20 protein-coding genes and 2 pseudogenes are annotated in these 23,015 nt (G+C 38.7%); 16 read left to right on the top strand and 6 right to left on the bottom strand.

The features are described 5' to 3' along the window. The first annotated feature begins 29 nt into the window (after window positions 1-29). Window positions 30-1,214, top strand: coding sequence for an LptF/LptG family permease (locus tag C4E06_RS03150; RefSeq protein ID WP_107666772.1), 1,185 nt, complete (start codon window positions 30-32; stop codon window positions 1,212-1,214). A gap of 3 nt (window positions 1,215-1,217) precedes the next feature. After that, window positions 1,218-2,009, top strand: coding sequence for a type 1 glutamine amidotransferase (locus tag C4E06_RS03145; protein ID WP_107666771.1), 792 nt, complete (start codon window positions 1,218-1,220; stop codon window positions 2,007-2,009). A 16-nt stretch (window positions 2,010-2,025) separates the two neighbouring features. Here C4E06_RS03145 and C4E06_RS03140 read toward each other — a convergent pair whose 3' ends face one another. Together C4E06_RS03140 and C4E06_RS03135 are read right to left on the bottom strand one after the other, a co-directional pair. After that, a complete protein-coding gene (locus C4E06_RS03140; protein WP_107666770.1) occupies window positions 2,026-2,607 on the bottom strand; it encodes a Uma2 family endonuclease in 582 nt (193 codons plus the stop codon). 44 nt (window positions 2,608-2,651) lie between these two features. Further along, window positions 2,652-3,968 carry a DUF2330 domain-containing protein gene (locus C4E06_RS03135; protein ID WP_107666769.1) on the bottom strand — a complete coding sequence of 439 codons (1,317 nt, stop codon included), beginning with the start codon at window positions 3,966-3,968 and terminating at the stop codon, window positions 2,652-2,654. Window positions 3,969-4,326: 358 nt separating this feature from the next. On the opposite strand from C4E06_RS03135, the gene C4E06_RS03130 reads away from it, so the two are divergent. From C4E06_RS03130 to C4E06_RS03110, 6 genes are all read left to right on the top strand, one after another. Then, window positions 4,327-6,537: a polysaccharide biosynthesis tyrosine autokinase gene (locus C4E06_RS03130; protein WP_107666768.1), complete on the top strand. Its 2,211-nt coding sequence runs from the start codon at window positions 4,327-4,329 to the stop codon at window positions 6,535-6,537. Window positions 6,538-6,594: 57 nt separating this feature from the next. Continuing rightward, the gene (murJ, locus tag C4E06_RS03125) at window positions 6,595-8,205 is read left to right on the top strand and encodes a murein biosynthesis integral membrane protein MurJ (RefSeq protein ID WP_107666767.1); all 1,611 of its coding nucleotides are present in this window, start codon (window positions 6,595-6,597) and stop codon (window positions 8,203-8,205) included. Between the two features lie 200 nt (window positions 8,206-8,405). Further along, window positions 8,406-9,617, top strand: a complete 1,212-nt coding sequence (locus C4E06_RS03120; protein ID WP_107666766.1) for a cation:proton antiporter — start codon at window positions 8,406-8,408, stop codon at window positions 9,615-9,617. A gap of 229 nt (window positions 9,618-9,846) precedes the next feature. Continuing rightward, on the top strand, window positions 9,847-9,990 hold the full coding sequence (locus C4E06_RS27545; protein WP_198648258.1) for a hypothetical protein: 144 nt from the start codon (window positions 9,847-9,849) through the stop codon (window positions 9,988-9,990). Between the two features lie 11 nt (window positions 9,991-10,001). Continuing rightward, window positions 10,002-10,463 carry a type II 3-dehydroquinate dehydratase gene (gene aroQ / locus C4E06_RS03115; RefSeq protein WP_107666765.1) on the top strand — a complete coding sequence of 154 codons (462 nt, stop codon included), beginning with the start codon at window positions 10,002-10,004 and terminating at the stop codon, window positions 10,461-10,463. Window positions 10,464-10,547: 84 nt separating this feature from the next. Then, window positions 10,548-11,237 (top strand): LapA family protein, encoded by a 690-nt coding sequence (locus C4E06_RS03110; protein ID WP_198648257.1) that lies wholly within the window; start codon window positions 10,548-10,550, stop codon window positions 11,235-11,237. 38 nt (window positions 11,238-11,275) lie between these two features. On the opposite strand, the gene C4E06_RS03105 is transcribed toward C4E06_RS03110, so the two are convergent. The 3 genes from C4E06_RS03105 to psbA all read right to left on the bottom strand — a co-directional run bounded on the left by C4E06_RS03105 (window position 11,276) and on the right by psbA (window position 12,982). Continuing rightward, a complete protein-coding gene (locus tag C4E06_RS03105) occupies window positions 11,276-11,536 on the bottom strand; it encodes a type II toxin-antitoxin system RelE/ParE family toxin (RefSeq protein WP_107666763.1) in 261 nt (86 codons plus the stop codon). An 8-nt stretch (window positions 11,537-11,544) separates the two neighbouring features. Beyond that, window positions 11,545-11,775, bottom strand: coding sequence for a hypothetical protein (locus C4E06_RS03100; RefSeq protein ID WP_107666762.1), 231 nt, complete (start codon window positions 11,773-11,775; stop codon window positions 11,545-11,547). Window positions 11,776-11,920: 145 nt separating this feature from the next. Further along, window positions 11,921-12,982, bottom strand: a complete 1,062-nt coding sequence (gene psbA / locus C4E06_RS03095) for a photosystem II q(b) protein (RefSeq protein ID WP_107666761.1) — start codon at window positions 12,980-12,982, stop codon at window positions 11,921-11,923. A gap of 385 nt (window positions 12,983-13,367) precedes the next feature. On the opposite strand from psbA, the gene C4E06_RS03090 reads away from it, so the two are divergent. The 8 genes and pseudogenes from C4E06_RS03090 to C4E06_RS03055 all read left to right on the top strand — a co-directional run bounded on the left by C4E06_RS03090 (window position 13,368) and on the right by C4E06_RS03055 (window position 21,309). Beyond that, the gene (locus C4E06_RS03090; protein WP_107666760.1) at window positions 13,368-13,925 is read left to right on the top strand and encodes a YqeG family HAD IIIA-type phosphatase; all 558 of its coding nucleotides are present in this window, start codon (window positions 13,368-13,370) and stop codon (window positions 13,923-13,925) included. A gap of 108 nt (window positions 13,926-14,033) precedes the next feature. Further along, the gene (locus tag C4E06_RS03085; RefSeq protein WP_107666759.1) at window positions 14,034-14,645 is read left to right on the top strand and encodes a hypothetical protein; all 612 of its coding nucleotides are present in this window, start codon (window positions 14,034-14,036) and stop codon (window positions 14,643-14,645) included. Window position 14,646: 1 nt separating this feature from the next. Further along, the gene (locus C4E06_RS03080) at window positions 14,647-15,633 is read left to right on the top strand and encodes a DUF262 domain-containing protein (protein ID WP_107666758.1); all 987 of its coding nucleotides are present in this window, start codon (window positions 14,647-14,649) and stop codon (window positions 15,631-15,633) included. A gap of 131 nt (window positions 15,634-15,764) precedes the next feature. After that, the gene (locus C4E06_RS03075) at window positions 15,765-16,001 is read left to right on the top strand and encodes a hypothetical protein (RefSeq protein WP_107666757.1); all 237 of its coding nucleotides are present in this window, start codon (window positions 15,765-15,767) and stop codon (window positions 15,999-16,001) included. Between the two features lie 787 nt (window positions 16,002-16,788). Continuing rightward, window positions 16,789-17,493: pseudogene (locus tag C4E06_RS03070) on the top strand (reverse transcriptase N-terminal domain-containing protein); the annotation flags it as partial. 615 nt (window positions 17,494-18,108) lie between these two features. Next, on the top strand, window positions 18,109-18,351 hold the full coding sequence (locus tag C4E06_RS03065; protein WP_198648255.1) for a hypothetical protein: 243 nt from the start codon (window positions 18,109-18,111) through the stop codon (window positions 18,349-18,351). Window positions 18,352-18,461: 110 nt separating this feature from the next. After that, window positions 18,462-19,556, top strand: a pseudogene (locus C4E06_RS03060) (group II intron reverse transcriptase); the annotation flags it as partial. A gap of 109 nt (window positions 19,557-19,665) precedes the next feature. After that, window positions 19,666-21,309: an ABC transporter ATP-binding protein gene (locus C4E06_RS03055; RefSeq protein WP_107666755.1), complete on the top strand. Its 1,644-nt coding sequence runs from the start codon at window positions 19,666-19,668 to the stop codon at window positions 21,307-21,309. Here the strand turns inward: C4E06_RS03055 and C4E06_RS27540 are convergent. Further along, window positions 21,306-23,015 (bottom strand): mechanosensitive ion channel family protein (locus tag C4E06_RS27540; protein ID WP_198648254.1); only part of this gene is annotated, 1,710 nt, incomplete at its 5' end. The two genes, C4E06_RS03055 and C4E06_RS27540, sit on opposite strands and share 4 nt — an antisense overlap.

The following is a 23,015-nucleotide window of genomic DNA, read 5'->3' as shown; positions in this document are numbered from 1 at the left end:
CGTTCTAACCCCAAGATCACACACAAATTATGGATATTGGTCAAGTCAACCCCGTTAAAATTAAACTAAAGCCCCGCATCCCTGGTTTATCAATCATGGATCGTTATCTGTTTATTGAACTCCTATTGCCGTTTCTCTTTGGCATGGGGATTTTTACCTCTTTAGGCTTATCCATTGGTACTTTATTCGATTTAGTGCGTCGGGTAACCGAGTCAGGACTCATGTTGTCAGTGGCCATGCGAATTTTAGTCTTAAAAATGCCAGGATTTGTGAGTTTAGCCTTTCCCATGGCTATGTTACTGGCCGCTTTGATGGCTTATAGTCGTTTATCCAGTGATAGCGAAATTATTGCCCTACGCAGTTTAGGGGTCAGTGTTTATCGTTTAATTATTCCTGTGGTTTTATTTGGTTTGGTGGTCACTGGATGCGCTTTTGTCGTTAATGATTGGATCGCCCCGGCAGCCACCCACGAAGCCGCCGTAACTTTACAACGGGCAGTGAATCAAGAACGGCCCGATTTTAAAGAACGCAATATTGTTTATCCTGAATACAAAACCGTTCAAGAAGAAGATGGTCAACAAGTTACGGTGTTAAGCCGTTTATTCTACGCTGAAGAATACAACGGAGACAAGATGAAGGGGTTAACCATTTTAGACCGAACCCAAGAAGGGGTTAACCAAATTGTTACCTCTGAGTCAGCTACCTGGAATATTTCGAGCAATACCTGGGACTTTTTTAATGGCACCGTTTATCTCATTGCCCCGGATGGGTCCTATCGTAATATTGTGCGCTTTCAACATCAACAATTGGCTTTACCTCGGGCCCCGTTAGATTTAGCCAACCGTCGTCAAAATTTCACCGAAATGACCATTGCCCAAACTAGAGAATATCTCAAAGCCATGCAATTAAGCGGCAATGAGAAGCGCGTCAGAAAGGTTCAGGTTCGTTTACAAGAAAAGTATGCCATGCCTTTTGTGTGTTTAATCTTTGGGTTAGTGGGGGCAGCCATTGGGGTGAGACCGCAAAATACCAATAAGGCCACCAGTTTCGGTGTCTGTGTGGGCTTAATTTTTGGTTATTATCTCCTAGCCTTTATGAGTACCTCTCTGGGTATTTGGGGCATTTTAACCCCATTTCTGGGGGCGTGGTTACCTAATATTCTCGGATTGGGTGCCGGTAGTTTATTATTAGTTCAATCAGCACGTTTACGATAATCTATGTCTGAACCCCGTTCCTTAACCATCGGTTGGCTTTATCCCAACTTAATGAGTACCTACGGCGATCGCGGTAACGTCATCTGTCTCCAACGCCGTTGTCAATGGCGAGAGATTCCCGTGACGATTCTTCCCCTCGATCAACAAACCGAAGCGGATCACTTTTCAAAAGTCGATGTTATCGTCGGGGGTGGGGCCCAAGATCGTCAACAAGAAATCGTGATGCGCGACTTACAAGGGGCGAAAGCGGATACCCTACGTCAGAAGTTAGACGGGGGAACCCCAGGGGTGTTTACCTGTGGATCTCCCCAACTTCTCGGTCATTATTATGAACCGGCCTTAGGGCAAAGAATTGAAGGGTTAGGGTTACTCGATTTAGTCACCAAACATCCCGGACCTAATGTGTCCCGTTGTATTGGGAATGTGGTGTTTGAAGTTACCGCTTCTCCTTTGGCCGAAGATTTGAAAGCCATGTTAGGCCAACCCCCCATTATTATTGGCTTTGAAAATCACGGGGGACGCACTTATTTAGGGAATGTGCAACCCTTGGGAAAGGTTCAGTCTGGGTATGGTAATAATGGAGAAGATGGTTATGAAGGGGCGTTTTATCGTCATGCGATCGCTACTTATTCCCACGGTCCTCTCTTACCGAAAAATCCTTTTGTAGCTGACTGGTTGATTAAAACCGCATTACAAGAAAAATATCAAACGGAAATCAATTTAATGCCCCTTGATGATAGTTTAGCTCAAAAAGCCAGAGAAGCCATGTTAAAACGGTTAGAATCTGTTGTTTAAAATTGGGTTTTAAAACTTAGGTAAAATTGACTTTATCGTAAATATCAACAAGTTCGATTTCAAAATTAACCGAAGATAAGGTTAACGTATCTGTCAGGTTATTGTATTCGATAAATGTCCATTTATTGGATTCTTGACGACTATATTGTTCAATATGGATACAATGTTGATCAATTAAAATATATTCTTGAAAACTAGAAATAGTCCGATAAGCTGCAAATTTTTCGTCTTTATCATAATTCCTTGTTGACGTAGATAACACTTCAACAATAAGCAAAGGATTAATTAAAGTATCGTGGCGATTTTGAGCATAGTTTAAAGGTTGCTCAACTACCATTATATCAGGATAAGTGTAGATTTTTTCTGAAGGAATCCATAACCTTTGATCTGTCATAAAAATATCTAATGGTTTACCTTTCAAGGCAAAGTTTAAAGCACTACTTAAGTTTAATGCTATCTTATTATGATTGGGTGTACCGCCAGCCATTTCAATGATTTTTCCTTTAATATAATGATGTCGTTGTTGAGCATCAGCTTCTAACTTTAAATATTCTTCAGGAGTATAGAATTTTGTTTTTTTCTGTACATCAATTACCATAGTTGACCTCGATTTTTTAATTAATTTAACTAAATTGATTACTTTTAAGACCCGAAAATTCGTCGCCACCAAGGAACATTCTCAAACTCAATAAAATTAATTTTTTTACGAATATCATAAAGATTCCATCCGGTTAAACGAGATAAAGTCATTGCTTCTTGATCTTGTCTTTCTCTCACTGATTGATAATAAGTTTTTGCTGCCTCGCAATCTCTTTTTTCTCGAAAGGGATGACGGATAATATATCTTCCTTGAAATAATTGATTATTAGCGGTTTCTTGAAACTTCAAATCTTCAGGAAAATTATCTCGTTGATAACGCAGATGAAGACGAGTAATAAACACATTATTAAACCGACTATTATCTAACCAAAATACCCCTGCTTTTTCTAACTCTTCACGGTTTAATGGTTGCGCTGAACAAGGATCACAATTAGCCATATTCCAAGCGTATTCAATAAAAGCGACTTTCTTGCCGTTTCTTTCATAACTTTTAGTAAACATCGCCTTATAAAAAGGAGCAAATTCTTGTTGAATAAACTCAGGAATTTCTAGATTAGAAGGAACTTTAACAGTGCGATAATTGGTTAATTCAACTTGTCCTTTAGGGGATAATAAGTAAACAATTAAATCTTGCTCTCCTTGAGCATTTAACATTCCTAAGCGAATGGGTAACATAAACTTAGGAGATTCATAGGCCATCATCAACGGACGAAGGGATTTAAAACCCGTATTTTCGTATTCCGTTAAATTAACTTTAGCGACAAAAAATTTAAGATTTTGTTGAATATAAGGTCGTAAAAGATCGCTGGTTCCATTGGGTATTCTATAGCCATTTTCTTTTAACCAAACCTCTAACCCATCGGACTCTTTTGCACTAAGAATAACGATATCATATTCCCCTACCGTAAAGGCTTCTTCAACCGTTACCCCTAAAGCATTATTACGACTTTCTTTCATTTCTGAAGCGGCTTGAGGAGCAGCCGGAGTCCTAAAAACTTCATCTTCAAAATAAGAACGATGACAAGGATCTTCATCAAAATATTCCACTAATCTCGGCGCGCTAAAAGCGTCCAATCTTTCGATAATTAATGGTTCTCCTACTTTAACTTGTTCTTCAGTTAAAATAACAGGAACTGGAACCACCATCGCGAAATCATTAACCGCCCCTTGATAGTCATTGGCCATGGTTAAAACAGTGCGTTTTCCATCCCGAGCGATGATAACTTGAGACGCTTGGTTATACAGATTACTATCAGCTTTAGCGACATAAAAACCACAAAAAGCAACAGCAGAATTCACAGAAATCAATAAGAACAGAAAAACTAAGCCTAAAAGCTTCAAACTGCGACTTAATTGCATCATATTTTTACTCGAATAGTTTACAGAGCAAGATTGTTCACTATCATTAAACCGTGACCCTTGTTAGGGATGACAGTATGAGCCACAAAAGTTAAGAAAGGGCAATCATAACGTCTCGGTTATTAGTTTTTGCCCACCAGGTACGGTTCACCGAAAAAATAGCTCTTTAGTCACTGAATCATGGTGAAACTTGGCCATAAAAAAATCTTAACAAACAAAAAAACCTCATCTCATCACCCTTTTCCCCTTGTTGTTCCTAATCTAACCATGAGATTGACTTTGGTATTATAGAAGAGTCATTATCATAAGGAACTAAAAATCTTTACAATAGTATCATTATTAATGTTTCTAAATTATTATGGCGCCCCCAATTGTTAAACGATTTGCTATTTCATTTCAACAAAACTACTGGTTAGGATTCTTAACCATGATAGCTGGTTTTGGAGTCTCAGGATTGGTCGCCCTACAACCCCCACCACCCCCACCGGCTCCCACCTATACCGCGTTTGGACAATTGACCTTTACGGAACCCCCCCCCGCTTTTACCACCACAGGAAACGAACTACAGGCACAAGGAAGAGGTTTATCTCTGAGTAAAAATACCCTCTTATCGGGGCGGGTTCTTCAGAATGTCATGGATAAACTAGAACTCTCGGCCCAAGAAATTCGGCAAATACAAGAAAAAACCTTAGCCATAGAACTACCCGAACGGGATAAACAAGGGGAAGTTGCTTCTTCAGTCATTAGACTACAATATACCGATAAAGAATCACCTACCCGGGCTACATTGATTCTAGATGCTTTCATGGAAGAGATGATCGACCATAGTCGCTGGCTCAATACCTCCGAATTGAGAAGTCGAATTGAAGCATTAAGTAAACGACTCGAGCAAGTTAAACAAGACCTAACCGCAGCGGAAAATCGATTTTATCGCTATGTGTCTCAACAAGGGTCAGATTTACTGGCCATTCAAGATGGGAGTCTATTTAGTGGGATTACCAGTTCTCAACAGAGACAACGAGAATTAGGGTTAGCCCTTCAAGAAATAGATGGTCGTATTAATAGTTTAATCAATCAATTAGGATTAACGCCCAAACAAGCCTATGCTTCTGTAGCCTTAAGTGCTGATCCCATTTTGGCTAACTTACGGGCGCAAATTTTACAGATTGAGCAACAACTAGAAAGGTTAAAAATAGATTTACGGCCCGAACACCCTACCATCGAAAAACTGCTCAAAGAAAAACAAGTTAACGAAACCCTCTTTCAACAAAGGGCCCAGGAATTAATCGGGGCCAGAGAGTTAGCCCCCATCCCCATCAGTCAGATTCGTCAAGATAGTAGTCTTGACCCCAGTCGACAACAGTTAGCCAATGAACTAATCGCCTTAGAAACCAGACGGGCCGGATTAGTCAAGCAATTAAATTCAGTGATTGACACAGAACGAAAATTACGGGAACAGTACGAAAGGTTCCCAGATAAACAACTGCAACAAGCCAAACTGGTTCAAGAAGTCGAATTTCAACGGATTGTTTATCAAAACATCTTAACGGCCTTAGTGGATGCTCAAGCAGCAGAAGCCGAAACCGTAGGGAGTTTATCCGAAGCGGTTCCGGCCACCTATCGACCCACTCGGCCCCAAACACCCCAAGAAACCAATAAACTGCTCATTATTGCAGCCGGTGGCGGTATCGGTTTAGTGGCCGGGTTAGGCTTAATCCTTCTCTTGGCGTTACTCGACGATCGCTTACATACCCCTCAAGAACTCAGAGACTCCCTGGCTGATCGCGAAATTCCCCTGCTCGGACAGTTACCCTTTATCTATAGTTCCCTCTACCGCGAGGATCTCAGCCCCGTTTTATTAGAAGGCGATGCAGCGGATTTAAGTTTTTATGAACGGGTACGCAGTAACCTCCGTCGCCTAGGATCGGATATGTCGAAAGTGGTGATGATCACCAGTGTCAGTAACGAAGAAGGAAAAAGCGCAACGGCCTATAACTTAGCCATTGCCTCGGCCCAAGCAGGAAAACGCACTTTATTAGTAGAAGGAGATTTGCGATCGCCGTCTAAAGCTGAATGGTTAGAGATAACCCCTGACCCCGACAGCAACCTCGAACCCTTACGGTTCTACCAGAATCGCACCGATGCCGTCACCTTAGTGCCTGGGATCGCTAATTTATACGTTTTACCGAGTCCTGGCCCCCAACGGCAAGCAGCAGCCATTATTGAATCGAGCGAGTTACGACTGCTCTTAAAAGATGCCAGAGGACGCTATGACATGGTGATTATTGACACCCCGTCCCTATCTCGCTGTAACGATGCCCTCCTCTTAGAATCCTTAACCGATGGCTTAGTGTTAGTCACTCGACCCGGTCTCACCCGTTCGAGTTTGTTAAACGAAGCCCTCGATCAATTATCTGATGCAGAGGTTCCTGTATTAGGGGCTGTGGTCAACGGCGTAGAAGATTTAGTCGCACCCACCACCGACATACCAGAGAGCAATAACAATGGTAACGGCAATGGGAATGGCCATGGCACAGAAATTCCTGTGTTTAGAGAAAATCCTGTTTAAAGCCAATACCCTCTTGTTTCACGTCACGGAATCTTGAATAATAAATGACAATTTGTCATGGGGAGTGCCGTGTCTATTAACCCGAAAAAGTCCCGTTCCTTAGTAAGCATCGCTGGCCTGGTGGCCGTGGCTACCCTCATTAGTAAAATCTTTGGCTTAGTGCGCGAACAAGCGATCGCAGCTGCTTTTGGGGTGGGTCCAGTGGTCAATGCTTACGCCTATGCCTATGTGATCCCCGGTTTCTTATTAATTTTACTGGGGGGCATCAACGGACCGTTTCACAGTGCCTTAATTAGCGTTTTAGCCAAACGAGATAAGTCCGAGGCCGCCCCGTTAGTGGAAACCGTAACCACCCTCGTCAGTGGGGTGTTGTTGCTGGTGACGGTGGTTTTAATTGTTTTTGCCGATACTTTTATCTCACTATTAGCCCCTGGGTTAGAAGGAGAGGTCAAAGCGATCGCCATTCAACAATTACAGATTATGGCCCCTTTGGCTTTATTAGCAGGCCTAATCGGCATCGGTTTCGGAACCCTCAATGCTGCGGATCAATATCTATTACCCAGTATTAGCCCCTTATTTTCCAGTGTAGCCATTGTGATCGGCGTTTGGACGTTAATGTGGCAGTTTGGCAGCAATCTCAATAACCCTGAAAATTGGTATTTAGGGGGTATGGTGTTAGCCGGCGGAACCCTAGCAGGGGGTTTCTTACAATGGTTAGCTCAACTCTGGGCGCAATGGCAAGCGGGAATGGGACAATTACGTCTACGCTTTAATTGGCGACTCCCAGGGGTGATGGATGTCATGAAGGTGATGGCACCGGCGACCCTTTCCTCGGGAATGTTACATATTAATGTTTATACTGACCTGTTTTTTGCCTCGTTTATTGAAAATGCGGCGGCGGCCATGCGTTATGCCAATTTTATTGTGTTAACGCCTTTGGGCATTATTTCTAATATGATTTTAGTGCCGTTTATGCCGGTTTTTTCTCGTTTAACCGCTCCTGAAAATTGGCCGGAATTAAAAGTAAGAATTCGTCAAGGGTTATTATTGACGGCTTTAACTATGTTACCGTTAACGGCTATTTTTATCGCTTTGGCGGATGTTATTATTCGGGTTATTTATCAGCGAGGGGCGTTTAAATCGGCTGATGCTGATATGGTAATCCCTGTTTTAATGGCTTATGGCATTGGAATGTTTTTCTATTTAGCCAGGGATGTTTTAGTTAGGGTGTTTTATGCTTTGGGAGATGGCGAAACCCCGTTTCGTATTAGTATTTTTAATATTTTTCTCAATGGTTTTTTGGATTTTCTTTTGTATAAACCCTTTAAAACACCGGGCTTAGTTTTGGCAACCATTGGCGTTAATCTGGTTTCTTTGATTATTTTTATAGCCATTCTTAATAGACGGTTAGGAGGTTTACCTTTAATAGAATGGGGTAAGGCTTTATTAGGATTAACCGGTATTAGTTTTATTGCTGGTGTGGCTAGTTGGGGGGTTAGTTGGGGTTGGCAACAATTTTATACGGGAAATAATTTAATTTTACAATTGTTACAATTACTCTTGTCTGTGATGGTTGCTTTTGCAATTTTCCTTATTTTATCTATTCAATTAAAATTACCAGAAGTCAATTTATTATTATCTCGAATTAAAGGTAAGTTTAAAAAATAAATGATAGTGTATCTAAAAGATAATCAAGAATATTGAATTCTATAGTGCTACGCACTGGGGAATAGGGAATGGGCAAGGGTTCTTCCCCTCGCAAAAGGGGGAGTTAGAGGGGGTGGCAATGGTTGATTAGACAACAGTTTCAAGGTTAACCAGTGTCCTAACTATTTTTTGTACTTCTATAAATTATAAATTCTAAAATCATGACTAATTTAGAACCTAATCTTTCCCTGATTATTTTATTAATTGGGTTAATCATAATCTTATCTATTCTCATAAAATTTGGACTTAAACATTATAATATACCGATTTTAGTCGGTTATCTTTGTTTAGGATTATTATTAAGAATAATGGAAGACAACCTTAACTTATTAGCAGATATTGGCTTAGAAATTATCAAATTTTTAGGAGATGTGGGCTTAATTTGTTTATTATTTCGGGTGGGTTTAGAAAGTGATTTAGGTAAACTCATTCAACAGTTACGCAGAGCAAGTTTAGTCTGGTTAGGTGATGTAGTTATTAGTGGGTTTGTCGGTTTTATCATTGCTTCTCGCTTGCTTCAATTAGATATAATTTCTAGCTTATTTGTGGCTACCGCCATGACAGCAACCAGTGTGGGAATATCGGTGAGTATTTGGCAAGAAGCTCAAGCCTTAAATACTCCCAATGGAGAATTAATGTTAGATGTAGCGGAAATGGATGATATTTCGGCAATTTTTTTGATGGCTTTATTATTTAATATTGTACCTGTTGTTCATAATGGAAATCAAACTAATTTAAACTTATTAATTTTAAAAACCGTTATATTGTTTCTCTTTAAAGCTGTCTTTTTTGCGGGATTTTGTTTCTTTTTTTCTCGTTATTTAGAACCATCGATTACAAATTTTTTCCGAAAATTTGATCCCCCGGCTGATTTTACCTTAACCATTGTGGGGTTTGGGTTTTTAATCGCTGCGATCGCAGGATTATTAGGATTTTCTGAAGCAGTGGGAGCCTTTTTTGCGGGTTTAGTCTTTAGTCGTGATCCCGAAGCCGTTAAAATTGATGCTTCTTTCGATATGCTATACGATCTGTTTGTCCCTTTCTTTTTTATTAGCATTGGTTTAACCATTGATGTGACGACTTTGGGAAATGCCGTCGTTTGGGGAACTATTCTACTCACCGGAGCCGTCTTCGGAAAAGTAATCGGTGCTGGTATCCCTGCTTTAGTGATGACCGGATGGCATAGTTCAATGGTCATCGGCTTAAGTATGGTGCCGAGGGCAGAAATTATGATGGTGGTCATGCAACATGGATTACATTTAGGGGAATGGGCTGTTTCTCCTCACGTCTTTTCTGCCATGGTGTTTGTCTGTGGTGTTACCAGTGTGGGGACTCCGTTTCTATTGCGATCGCTACTTCAACCCACCTATTAATTTTTAAACCCATTGCCTATTCCAAGGGTGCGTAGCACTATATTTTTCTATAATGCCCCATCTTTGAAAATATTATGTTATATTTAATATAACTATAAACTCGTTTATAACCTAAGTTTGTCATCAACAGCGCCGATAAACTCTAAAATAAACTAAAAACTTAACGGTCTGTTAATAAGTTGGCAAACAATCAAAGGGAAGCAACTATATCACAGGAGCCGTCTGCCTGATGGACTATTTAGAAAAAGTTCTAGAAAAGCTTAGAGAATTGGCGCAAAAGCTAATCGAAACCCTCTTAGGCCCTCAAGCCGAACCAGAACCAGAACTGATACCCATTCCAGTCAACGACCCAAAGCGTCGCCGTCATAGATAAGCAGGTCTGGTGTGTTCACTGAATCTTCTGAAAAATTAAGCATCCTTGTTATTCATGGACCTAATCTTAATATGTTAGGCATTCGTGAGCCTGGAATCTATGGTTCTGTAACTTTAGAAGGGATCAACCGTCTTCTCAACGAGAGGGCGGGGTCTTTGCCTGTCACCCTATCGATTATTCAATCGAACCATGAAGGGGTGATCGTTGATTGTATTCAAGACAGTTTAGGCAAGTATCAAGGCATATTAATCAATGCGGGTGCTTACACCCATACCAGCATTGCCATTCGAGATGCCTTATCTGCGGTTAAAATCCCCGTTGTAGAGGTTCATTTAAGTAATATTTATAAACGAGAGAGGTTTCGTCATCATTCCTACATTGCTGACATTGCAGTGGGACAGATTAGCGGTTTTGGAGCGAATAGTTATATCTTAGGATTAGAAGCATTACATCATTATCTGAGCCAAGACTAACACCCTTGAACCACAGATAATCGATAATGAACAATATTTCTCTTATGAGGCTTAGAGAAGGCAGTAGGAATTAGTATGCGGTTAATGATATTAGTATTGATGGCCATCGGCTCAGGAATTATTTTATTGCAAAATCAACAGCCGATCACCCTTTATTTTCTGGGAACTGATGCCGAAACGGCTTTATTTTCCCTGAGACTTCCTGTAGCTGTCTGGATGCTTATTTTTACTTTAGCAGGAATTATTAGCAGTTTTTTGATTCAATTATTAACGCGATCGTCTCGAATACTGTCCTTTAACAAACCCCCTAACCGTCGCCCTCGACCTCAAGATCCCCCTGAAACCCCTTATCAACGACCTTCGCCGAAAAAATCTGATTGGGGAACCCCTCCACCCCCAGAATGGGACAATAGTTCAAACGCAGAACAAGAGGAGGATGAATGGGATATTGAAGAACCCCCCGAAGAAAATACCATTCCCCGTAACCCGACTACTGTCGAAGACACTCGGTCAGAGTTTGAAAAACAGCAACCTCCTAAAACCGTATCTCAAGAAGGAACGGTTTATTCTTATACCTATCGAGAATTAAGCGATCGCAGCGATCGCGTTTCGTCTGAACCCCCTGTAACCCCCCCTAAGGCTGAAAATAAGCCCCCTTCTCCTCAAAACAGGGGTGATGTTTATGATGCTCAATATCGTATTATTACCCCTCCTTATCAACCGTCTCAAGAGTCTAATGATGAAGATGGAGAAAATGAAGAAAATTGGATTTAATTGAATTTATTACTGATAATTATTCAATTTTTTTGTCGTTAATCTCGATAAACATCTCTACGATGACGACAACTTACTAGGATAATGATTAATTCTTTATCATTAATTTCATATCGGATTCTATAATTACCGATTCTAATACGATATTCATTGTCAAATCCTTTAAGTTTTTTAACACCCATAGGACGAGGTTCATGGGCTAGTTGCGATATTTTTGCTAATACTCTTTGATAGATTTCAGATGGTAATTGTTTTAATTGCTTTTGTACAGGCTTAGGAACAATGACAGTATAATACATCAAATTGTCTAAGATTGACTGGATATAAAGTCTTCAAGGGTTAAGTAATCTCCTGCTTGATAAGCTTTTTTCGCTTCTTCAACCTCAGCTATAATTTCTTCACTATTTTCCCAGTCTTCCTCTGCTTCAAACATTTGCTCTTCTAAAATTTCTAACAACTCTTGCTGTTGTCGCAAATCCAGGGATTTAATGGTTTCGACTAATGTTTCAAAGGGAATAGATCCATTTACACTGGTCATTTTTGTTTTATGTTGATGTTGTTATTTATTCTATATTAACCTCGTTTGGTGGTATATTCTGCTGACATGAGAAAAAAAAGAAATCCCATCTAAGCATTTTAGATGGGGCTAAATGAGAAAAGGGTTTTAAGATTGAATCAACGTCTTATTTAAGAGCAATTAAGGTTTGTTCGCCACTGGCTAAGTCTAAGGGGAAGTTGTGAGCATTGCGCTCGTGCATCACTTCCATGCCAATCCCAGCACGGTTAAGAACATCGGCCCAAGTACCAATTACACGACCTTGAGAATCTAACACAGATTGGTTAAAGTTAAATCCATTCAGATTAAAGGCCATGGTACTAACACCCATCGCAGTGAACCAAATACCAATCACTGGCCAAGCACCTAAGAAAAAGTGTAACGCACGGCTATTGTTGAAGGACGCATATTGGAAGATTAAACGACCAAAGTAACCATGAGCGGCCACAATGTTATAGGTTTCTTCTTCTTGTCCAAACTTATAACCGTAGTTTTGGGATTCGGTTTCGGTTGTCTCACGCACTAAGCTAGAGGTAACTAAACTTCCGTGCATCGCAGAGAATAAAGCACCGCCGAATACACCCGCAACCCCCAACATATGGAAGGGGTGCATTAAGATATTATGTTCAGCTTGGAAAACGAACATAAAGTTAAAGGTTCCACTGATTCCTAACGGCATACCATCGGAGAAAGAACCCTGACCAATGGGATAGATTAAGAAGACAGCAGTGGCTGCAGAGACAGGTGCGCTATAAGCAACACAAATCCAAGGACGCATCCCTAACCGATAAGACAGTTCCCATTGTCTTCCCATCCAGCAGAAAATACCAATGAGAAAATGGAAAATGACTAATTGATAAGGACCGCCGTTATACAGCCATTCATCGAGAGATGCTGCTTCCCAGATGGGATAAAAGTGTAATCCGATCGCATTAGAAGAGGGAACCACTGCTCCAGAAATAATATTATTTCCATAGAGCAATGATCCTGCGACCGGCTCACGAATCCCGTCAATATCCACAGGAGGAGCGGCAATGAAAGCAATGATAAAACAAATGGTGGCGGTTAGTAATGTAGGGATAAGAATAACACCAAACCAACCGATATATAGACGGTTATTAGTGCTAGTTATCCACTGACAAAACCGCTCCCACAAAGAAAGATTTTGACTTTGTATGGTGGTTGTCATGGCTAAATTATAACGAAATCACAACAATAATTAAGGGCAGATTGTATCAATGATTACCTGACCTTGTTATGTATAAGTATATTTACATTCATTGATAATGATCCACTTTTTTTTGTATATTTTTATGAAATGAAAATGAAGTTTTATGATTTTTTGTAAATATAAATAACGACTTATTAAATAAGTGTAAAAAAATCAACAGTCTGAGAAGAGATTGAGGCTCACCCATTTTAAGGGATAAAAATCCAGTAAAATAGGGAAGTACCTATAAGAGCAAGTTCTTATCTCAATGGAGAGATTGACCTTCATTATATCAAGTTGACCTCTCATCATTAGAGTGAAGGACACTGATCGAGCCAATTATCTTTATATTAATTAACAATGTATGTCTAAGGCCAAACTGTTACAGCCTGATTTAATTTTAGGAGATACGATTCTTGGTTTAAGCCAAGACGTTTTAGATCATTATCACATTAAGGGATTAATCTTGGATGTGGATGAAACCCTAGTCCCTCTGAAAAAACCCCATGTTTCTGAGGAATTGAGACTATGGATCAACCAAATTCGGCGAAAAACCCCCATTTGGTTAGTGAGTAATAATATTAGTGAAAATCGTATTGGTAGTATTGCGAATTCTTTGGAGTTACCTTATTTATTAGGGGCTGTTAAACCCTCTCGACGGAAACTAAAAAAAGCCATTCGCGCTATGGAATTACCCATTCCTCAAGTAGCAATGGTCGGCGATCGCTTATTTACCGATGTCTTAGCCGGAAACCGTTTGGGGATGTTTACGATTTTGGTTAAACCGATGGTTGATCCTGCGATCGCAGTCCGTTCTTATCCTATCCATAATTTTGAAGTTTGGATCTCTGAAAAACTTGGGGTTTCTTTGATGTCTTCGCAACATAACTTTACAAAACGCAATAGAAGACCAAGAAACTAAATAAAAATATATACATTAGTGATGAATAAAAGAAGAATTCGTCTGGGATTATCTTGGGTTAACTTAAGTTAATCCTATCATCTTCTATAAATTATATAATTGTCTGTAATGGAAGCGTTAGAAAAATTTTTCGCTCAAGTCAAAAAACTCCAAGATGAAGAGGAAATAATTGATTTTTGCCGTAAATACTTAATACATGGAATTCCTTATATATTTACTGATAATCAAGATGAATATTATGAATTTAGAAAAAGAATTTCTCAGCATTTTAATATTAACTTTTACGAAATTTATATTACAGGTTCAGCGAAGTTAGGATTTAGTCCTTTTAAACAAAAAAAGTTTGATTATAATTCAGATATTGATGTAGCTATTATTTCACCTCAATTATACGAAAAGATGTTAGAACCTATTTATGACTATCAAATGGAACTGAGAAAAGCGAGAAAAAGCATAACTGTCAGAGAATTAGACCAATATCATTCTTTTCTGGAGTATACAGCAATTGGTTGGATTCGACCTGATAAACTTCCTTTATCTTTTGATGTAGGAATATTAAAACAATCATGGTTTGATTTTTTTAAATCTATTTCTTATGGTAAATCAGAAGTAGGAAATTATAAGGTTTCTGCTGGAGTGTTCAAAAGTTATTCTTATTTTGAACGATATACAATCAGTACATTAAAACAAATTATTAACTCACAAACAAGAATAAGATAAGATGCAAACACAAATTAAATCCTCAGTAACTAACCCAACTATAGCCGATATTTATCAAAATATAGAAAGTGGTAAATTAATTCTTAGACCCGATTTTCAGCGTAAGTTTGTCTGGACTCATGACCATCAGGAAGAATTTATTGATACTATTTTAAGAGGCTATCCTTTCCCAGAAATTTATGTTTGTAAAGGGGAAGTTGACACTAAAAAAATGCGAACAACAGAATGGGTAATAGATGGACAACAAAGATTGACAACGATTAAAAAGTATATTGACGGAAAACATGATAAACCTTTGAAAAAAATCAAAAAATTTGAGGAGTTAACTGATGAGGAAAGAGGAGACTTTTTGTCATACCAAATTGTTGTTAGAGATATTGGTAAAGTAGATGAAAGTGATATCAAGGAAGTATTTAGAAGAATTAATTTAACTAAATTCAAACTAGAAGATATAGAAATTCATAATGCTGTTTATGATGGCGAATTTATTCAAACAGGTAAAGATATTTTAAATAATATTGATTTAAGTGATTTTCCAGTATTTCGAGAATCAGAATTTACTCGGATGGCAGATTTACACTTTATTTTATCAATTATGTCAACCTTAGAAGAAGGAGGATATTTTTCTAAAGATAAAGAAATAGAAAACTATATTGTTCAATTTAATGATGAGTATCCTAACAAAAACCACATGAAAGCTTTACTCATTAAAACCTTTGCATTGATTAAAGATTTAGACCTTCCTAATGATTCGATTTGGTATCGCAAATCAAGCTTTTTTACAATGGTAGTAGAAATAGCTAAAGTTGGAGCAAATGTTTCTGAGGATTTTACTAAAAATTTAGAAAATTTAGAACAAAGTATTCTGAAAAATAAACATAAAGATAATGAATTTAGTCAATATTATAATTTTATGTGTGCTGGAACCAATAATAGAAAAGCTAGAGTAGTAAGAGGAGAGATTTTTAAAAAATATACGCTAGATTAACTTTTTCTTAGTTCAAAGAAACTTTTTGAGGAAATATTGCTACTTGAAGAATCTGGTCTTACTATTGATGAATAACAAAATTTTAGTTTATTATAGGAGTCAAGAGTAATTTATTATTTAAAGGTACACTTATGAAAATAGTACAAACCAAAGGTAAAATCAGTGACGGGGTATTAAAAATCAAACTAGATCAAAACTTCAGCGATGAAGAGGTTGATGTGGTTATTATTGCTAAGAATGAACCCGATGAATTTGAAGAAATGCGTCAACGGGCTAAAAAAAATGGCTATGACTCTACAGAACAAAAACTAGAATTAATCCAAAAAGTAAAATTAGAAATGTTAGCAGAAAAAGGAAGAAGTAAATAATGTTTAATTTTATTTAATAGAGAATTAATAAAAGCGATCGCAAATTTTGAATATTTAACTCCAATACAGTTTATTGAAAAATATTTATAGTAATCAAAGTTAACTAAGTTCAAGTCCAGTGTTAAACTATCAACTATTGGTGCGATTCGTTGGGCTAGAAAGCTTGTACTAACAAGTGTTTAGCTCGTCTGAACCTTGACAAATTAATATGTTCAGTTTCAGATAACTGTTGATTTGTTGGCTAAAGGAGCCACATTCGGAGTCAAAAGGAGCAAATCCTGAGAATGACGACATAACCCTCCGTTTTGGACTTAGTAAACCCAGGATGGAAGCAGGGTTAAAAGGGGAACCCGTTGTGAAACAGCACGATAAGTCGTTCCTTGAGTCAATTGGTCAAGGTTAAACATTACGTTGAATCATCGACTTGAACCCTCAATAATAGTAAGTAGCTTAACTGTTTGATAAGCTGCGTTCAAAAGAACAAGGTTAAAAGTGGAAAGCTCACATTATTTTTCACACCGACTCCTAAAACTAACCTGGGGGATAGATGGGGTAGAGAGTAATTGACACCCTTAAAAAACCTACAACCAATAATCCCAAATTAACGGAACGAAGTAACCCCGTGATTGCTCTCACCACTGGTCGTGTAGTTGAGAAGTGACAAACTTAAGCGCAAGGGTCACGGGGGTAAGAAGTTGTAAGAAGCAAATGCCTACTTGTAATGAGTATGGATAAGCTGACGTACAACTGGTTTATTAGTACGAAATAGCAACAAGTAGAAGTAAATATGTCGAAAGCGAGGATAATCAAGACTACGCAAGAATGGAATACTATCAACTGGGCAAAAGTCCAAAGAAAAGTATTCAAGCTTCAAAAGAAGATATTTCAAGCGGTTAAATCAGGAAACAAAGTCAAAGCCAAAAAGCTTCAAAAACTCCTGTTAAAGTCACACTATGCTAAGCTCCTAGCCGTTCGCAAAGTGACCCAAGATAATCAAGGTCGGAAGACAGCAGGTATCGATGGGACAAAGGCTTTACGCCCTAACCAGAGAGTAAATCTTGCCTACGAACTCAACGTCAAAGGTTACAAAGCAAAGGCACTCAGACGGATATGGATACCTAAACCAGGACGTGATGAAAAGCGACCTCTAGGGATTCCTACCATTAAAGATAGAGCAATGCAAGCCTTGGTTAAATCAGCCTTAGAGCCGTATTGGGAAGCCCAATTTGAAGGGACATCATACGGTTTTAGACCAGGCAGAAGCGCACATGATGCCATCGGTAGGATATACTCAGCAATCAACAAGAAAGCCAAATATGTCCTTGACGCTGACATCTCAAAATGCTTCGATAAGATTAACCATGATTACCTACTGTCCAAAGTAGATTGTCCTACCTGCATGAAACATCTAATTAAACGATGGTTGAAATGTGGCGTTATAGATAACGGCGTATTTGAGGACACCAATTCTGGAACTCCTCAAGGTGGTGTAAGTGCGCTGCGAAGCGTACTTTGGTAATGCTCAAGGAGAGTGAAAACTACCAAGAGATAGTACATTCCCTAATGTACTAAGGCTGACCCAGCAAGCAGGGGACAATGAGTAAGAACCTGTTTGAAGCCTGGGAAACAAGGGGCAAAATACTGGCACTCTGTTACAGTATGAGGCTTCGAGCCTGAATTTAACTATGGCTACGAAAGAAATCTTCGTCCGACGCTCCTACACCTTGGACACGCTGTTAAACGACAGAGATGGCGTGAGACATCAGGTAAGTCAACATCCACTCGTCTGACTGAAAAGGACTTTTTACTCAGTCTGAATTGCTCTAGTTACAAGGGTACAAACTATCAACTGATGTCGGGGATATTAGGTCTATATCCTAACGGAGTAAAGAAGAAGCCTACGGTTAAATGTAATTACGTACCAAAGTATGAACGTAGGAAGCGTAATAGCTGGTCTGGTCACAGACTGGGTTAACTGCAACTGAAGTAGCTATTGCGTGGCAGAGCCATCGTAGTAGTCCGAGCCAGAAAATAGTCTGGCACATGGCGAAGGATGGCAGTCATTGTTAGAGATACGAACAAACGGAAGTAGAGAGGACTAAAAAGTATGTCCGATATCATCAAAACCCAACGTAGTCTCGCCATAAAAGCTAAGTATCAAAAGGAACATCAATTTGACCATCTCTATCGGCTCATCTGTCGTCAAGATTGGATTAAAGATGCCCTGGATACAATACTCTCAAACAAGGGGTCGAAGACAGCAGGAATTGACGGGGTAACAAAGAAAACTCTTCAATCAGACACAGCAAAAGCTGAGTTTGTCAATGAGCTAGAAGCGGAACTACGGTAACAATGATGGAAAGCCGTATGACGAGAAATTGTCACGTACGGTTTGGGGAGAGGTATGAAGAAACACGCCAACCGAAAGATTGGAAGGTGCGCTTTGTGCCTACTCCATTTAGCCCACTATTAGCTAATATTGCACTACACGGAATGATTAATCACATAGAAAACCACTTCCCTCGCAATAAGCGGAGAGAAGACGGTTCTATGAATTCAGGCTACAAACCCAAGGTCATCCGATACGCTGATGATTTCGTAGTCCTCCATGAAGACTACAACGTCATTCTACAATGTAAGGCCTTAATATCTCAATGGTTAGAACAAGTAGGGCTAGAACTAAAACCCGAAAAGACCTCCATTAGACATACTCTTAGGAGTATCGAAATCGATGGAAAAATCATTGAACCTGGGTTTGACTTTCTAGGGTTCAATATTCGGTCTTACCCCGTTGGTAAATACCACTCTGGTAAAACAGGAGGGACAATTAACGGCATAGACATATCCAAACCTATTGGACACAAGACCCTAATCAAACCTAGTAAAAAGACCATAAAAGCTCACCATGAGGCGATTAAAAAGGTCATAAAAAACCACAAAAAATCCCCTCAAAAAGCATTAATCAGGAATTTAATCCCTGTAATCAAAGGATGGTGTAACTACTACCAAGCTGTAGCAAGCAAGGAAACGTTCTCATCTGAAGACCATATAATGTGGAATATGCTCCGAGCATGGGCAGTATCAAGGGTCAAGAAAGGCAAGACCATCAACAAACTCAATAAATACTTTTCATACGGAAAACATGGAATATGGACATTTCGCACTAAAGAAATGCAACTGTATTATCACGCCGAAACGGAAATAAAGAGACACACGGTGGTCAAACCTGAAGCCTCAACTTATGATGGAAACTGGACATATTGGAGCAAAAGACGTGGTAACTACCCAGAAACACCCAACAGAGTTGCAAAACTCTTAAAGAAACAGAAAGGTAAATGCCCGTTATGCGGTCAATACTTCACTCCTGATGACTTGATAGAAGTTGACCACATCATCCCGAAATCGAAAGGCGGTAAGGATGAATATAAAAACTATCAAGCTCTACATCGTCACTGTCATGATGTCAAAAGCAGAAATGACAATTCCTATGATTGGTCTGAAAATGACTATAAATGGAAAGATGATGTATTAACTGTACCAATGACAATGGACTAATTGCCGAAAGCCGTATGAGTTGAAAGGCTCACGTACGGTTTGGAATGGGAGGGGAGGTAAGCGATTACCTTCTCGACCCCTAATAAATACTTTATAAAAAACTTAACCAATGAACGGACAACCCTTATTTTGTGTTGATGAGTTGCGTATTCAGTACCCATTCAGTGAGACGTGGGCCGTTGATAGGGTTTCTTTTACGCTACAAAAAGGGGAGAAATTGGGCTTAGTCGGAGAGTCTGGCTGTGGTAAATCTACGATGGGAAAGGCAGCCATGGGTTTGCTCCCTAAATTAACACAAATTGAGGGAAAAATCGAGTTTCAGGGTGAATCTATTTTTGGGTTAAACGCCGAAGGGTTAAGAAAGTTTCGGGGTGAGGTAGTGGGGTTAGTGTTTCAAGACCCTATGACTCGTCTGGACCCCTTGATGACCATTGGCGAACATTGCATAGAAACCTTACAGGCCCATCGTCCCCAATTATCTCGCAAAGAAGCCAAAACCATCGCTATTAAAACTTTAGAGAAAGTCAATATTCCTCCCAACCGTTGGGGACAATATCCCCATGAGTTTAGTGGTGGAATGCGACAACGGGTAGCTATGGCGTTAGCGTTATTATTGAACCCTAAAATGATTATTGCTGACGAACCCACCACCGCTTTAGATGTAACCGTAGCAGCCGAAATTTTACAAGAATTAACCCGTTTGTGTGAAGAAGAAGAAATGGGGTTATTATTAATTTCCCATGATTTAGCGATGGTCGGGGAATATTGCGATCGCCTGGCTGTCATGAATGCCGGTAAAATTGTAGAAATGGGTAAAATGGCTGATATTCTCCATCATCCTCAACACGATTATACCAAGTCATTATTAAAAGCAGCTTTGCACGTTCAAGTAGAAGAGGATGAATCCATGAATAGCGATTCTTGGGAAGAGGATAAACCAGACAAGAAACCGTTATTAACCGTTAATCATTTAAAACAATATTTTACTTTAGAAGGGAATTTCATTCAGCAATTTTTCTCTAAAGAACCAGACGTTATTAAGGCGGTAGATGATGTTAGTTTTGAATTGTATTCGGGGGAAATTTTAGGGTTAGTGGGTGAGTCAGGTTGTGGAAAAAGTACCCTATCTCGCACCCTTTTACAGTTATTAAAAGCCACATCGGGAAGCATTCACTTTTTAGGGGAAGAGTTAACCCAACTGTCTGAAAGAGAAATGCGTCTTAAACGTCGTCAAATTCAAATGATTTTTCAAGATCCTAACGCTTGTTTAAATCCTTTAATGACAGTAGGACAAAGTATTGCTGATCCCCTATTAATCCATCAATTAGCTACTGTAAATGAAGCTAAAAAACAAGTATATAAAATGTTAGAACGGGTTAAATTAACCCCTGTTGAAGACTATTATCATCGTTATCCTAAAGAATTATCGGGGGGACAACAGCAACGAGTGGCCATTGCGAGGGCATTAATTACTAAACCGAAATTAGTGATTTGTGATGAACCGGTTAGTATGTTGGATGCTAGTGTTCAAGCGAGAGTGTTAGACTTGATGTCTGAGTTAAAAAATGATTTTGATTTAACCTATTTATTTATTACTCATGATCTTTGGGTTGCCCGTTTTTTCTGTCATCGTATTGCGGTGATGAATCAAGGTAAAATTGTAGAAATTGGAGAAACTGAAAGTATTTTCAGAGAACCCAAACATCCTTATACTCAAAAGTTACTTAATGCTGCGCCTTTACTGGCCATTTAACTGTCTTTTTGAGGGATATCATAAGATAATACTTGCTCATCATTATGAGTATCATTAACAACAGAAATATTATGATGAGGAATGCCTAGAGAAATATTCGCCTCATCAAATTTTTGTTTGACTCGTAAGCGAAATTCTCGACCAAGGGGCCAATGTTCAAGGGGTTTTGTTCTAATTAAAACACGAATTAATATCCCTTCGTGGGAAACTTCATCGACTCCTAAAACTTCTAACGGTTCAAGAAATTTATCACTCCATTGGGGTTCCTTTTGCATTTCTTTAGCAACATTAATCATAATATCGATTGCTTTTTTAATGTCTTCATACCAAGCAATTTTAATAGTAAAATTAACCCTTGACCAGTCTTTTGTATGATTAATAACTGTGGAAATTTGACTATTGGGAATGGCAATAAGTTGTCCATCTAAATTTCGTAAATAAGTCACAAATAGATTTATATTTTCAACAAATCCCCCCATACCATTAACATCAATCACATCACCAATGGCATAGCGATCGCTCCATAAAATTAAGACACCATTAAGCATATCTTCTAATAAGTTTCGAGACAAAAAAGCAACAGCAACTGCTACAATGCCGGCTCCAGCTAACACAGTCGTATCAATTCCCACTAACCAAATGGTTAAATAAATACCTAATACAACAGTTATAAAAGTGGTTGCTTGTTTAAGCGTAGTAGAATATGTATTAATTCTCAGGGTATAACGATTAGATTCCGGGTTACTTTCTTGCGCTTCAGTCGCCCAATTATTAAGAGAATAATCAATCAAAAAGTCTCCAACTTTATCTAAAATTGTTAATCCCATCCAAACTATGATTAAAAGTATTGTTCGTTTGAGAATATAGACAGATAAGAAACGAATGTCTCGGAAAACTAAAGAAATAACAATCAAACAACAACCTAAAATAAATACGTCTAAAATTAAAGAAAGTCTAAGCAATAGTTGATAAAAATTTATCCTTTGTTTAAACCAGTTTTGTCGTTGTAAAAAAAGTTTTTGTTTAGAGCGGGATAATTTAGAAGATAACCAGGTATTTTTTGTTATTATTGTTTTGATTATATTTAAAATTTTTGTTATTAAAAACTGAAAATTCAATCGATTCTTTCGAGATTTGTTTTCCTTATATGTTTCATTATCAACCACTTTTGAATTATGATTAGAATCCCCAGAATAAGTCTTACGGGAGCCAATAGCTTTCCCGTTTCTTGCTAAGGTTTCCGTTAGTTTATTAAGTTTGTGCTTGAGATAATTACTCCGTTTTCGTAAAAAGCTTCGGAGAAATTCAACTAACCGTATTAAGATCAGTGCTATAATAATAGAAATTGCACTAATAATCCATCTTCCAGCAAAATATTTTTGATCAAACTCATGTCCCCACAGTGCATTATTAAAAGAATTTATAATGTTTTGTTGCCATATTTTGGCTAATTCTTCAACGGTTGTGTTATTAGCGATCGCATCGTTCTCAGTCACTGTTACAATTAATAAAGAAGAAGTTCCTAATTCAAATTGCTCAGGAGCATAAATCACGGTTTGTTGATTCTTAATGCCAATTTCGATTTTAGGGAGCCAAGGATGAGGGGGTTTCGTTTCAGCCGGTCCCCAGAATGCTTGGAGTGAAGTGGGTAGCCAAAATTTCAGATCATTGATGTTAGTAGCAGCAGGTTTATTTTGACTACTAAT

Origin of the sequence: Cyanothece sp. BG0011 (assembly GCF_003013815.1) — a bacterium.
Taxonomy (GTDB): Bacteria; Cyanobacteriota; Cyanobacteriia; order Cyanobacteriales; family Microcystaceae; genus Crocosphaera.
Note: the sequence above shows the minus strand (reverse complement) of the source record. Positions and strands in the feature narration are given on the sequence as shown.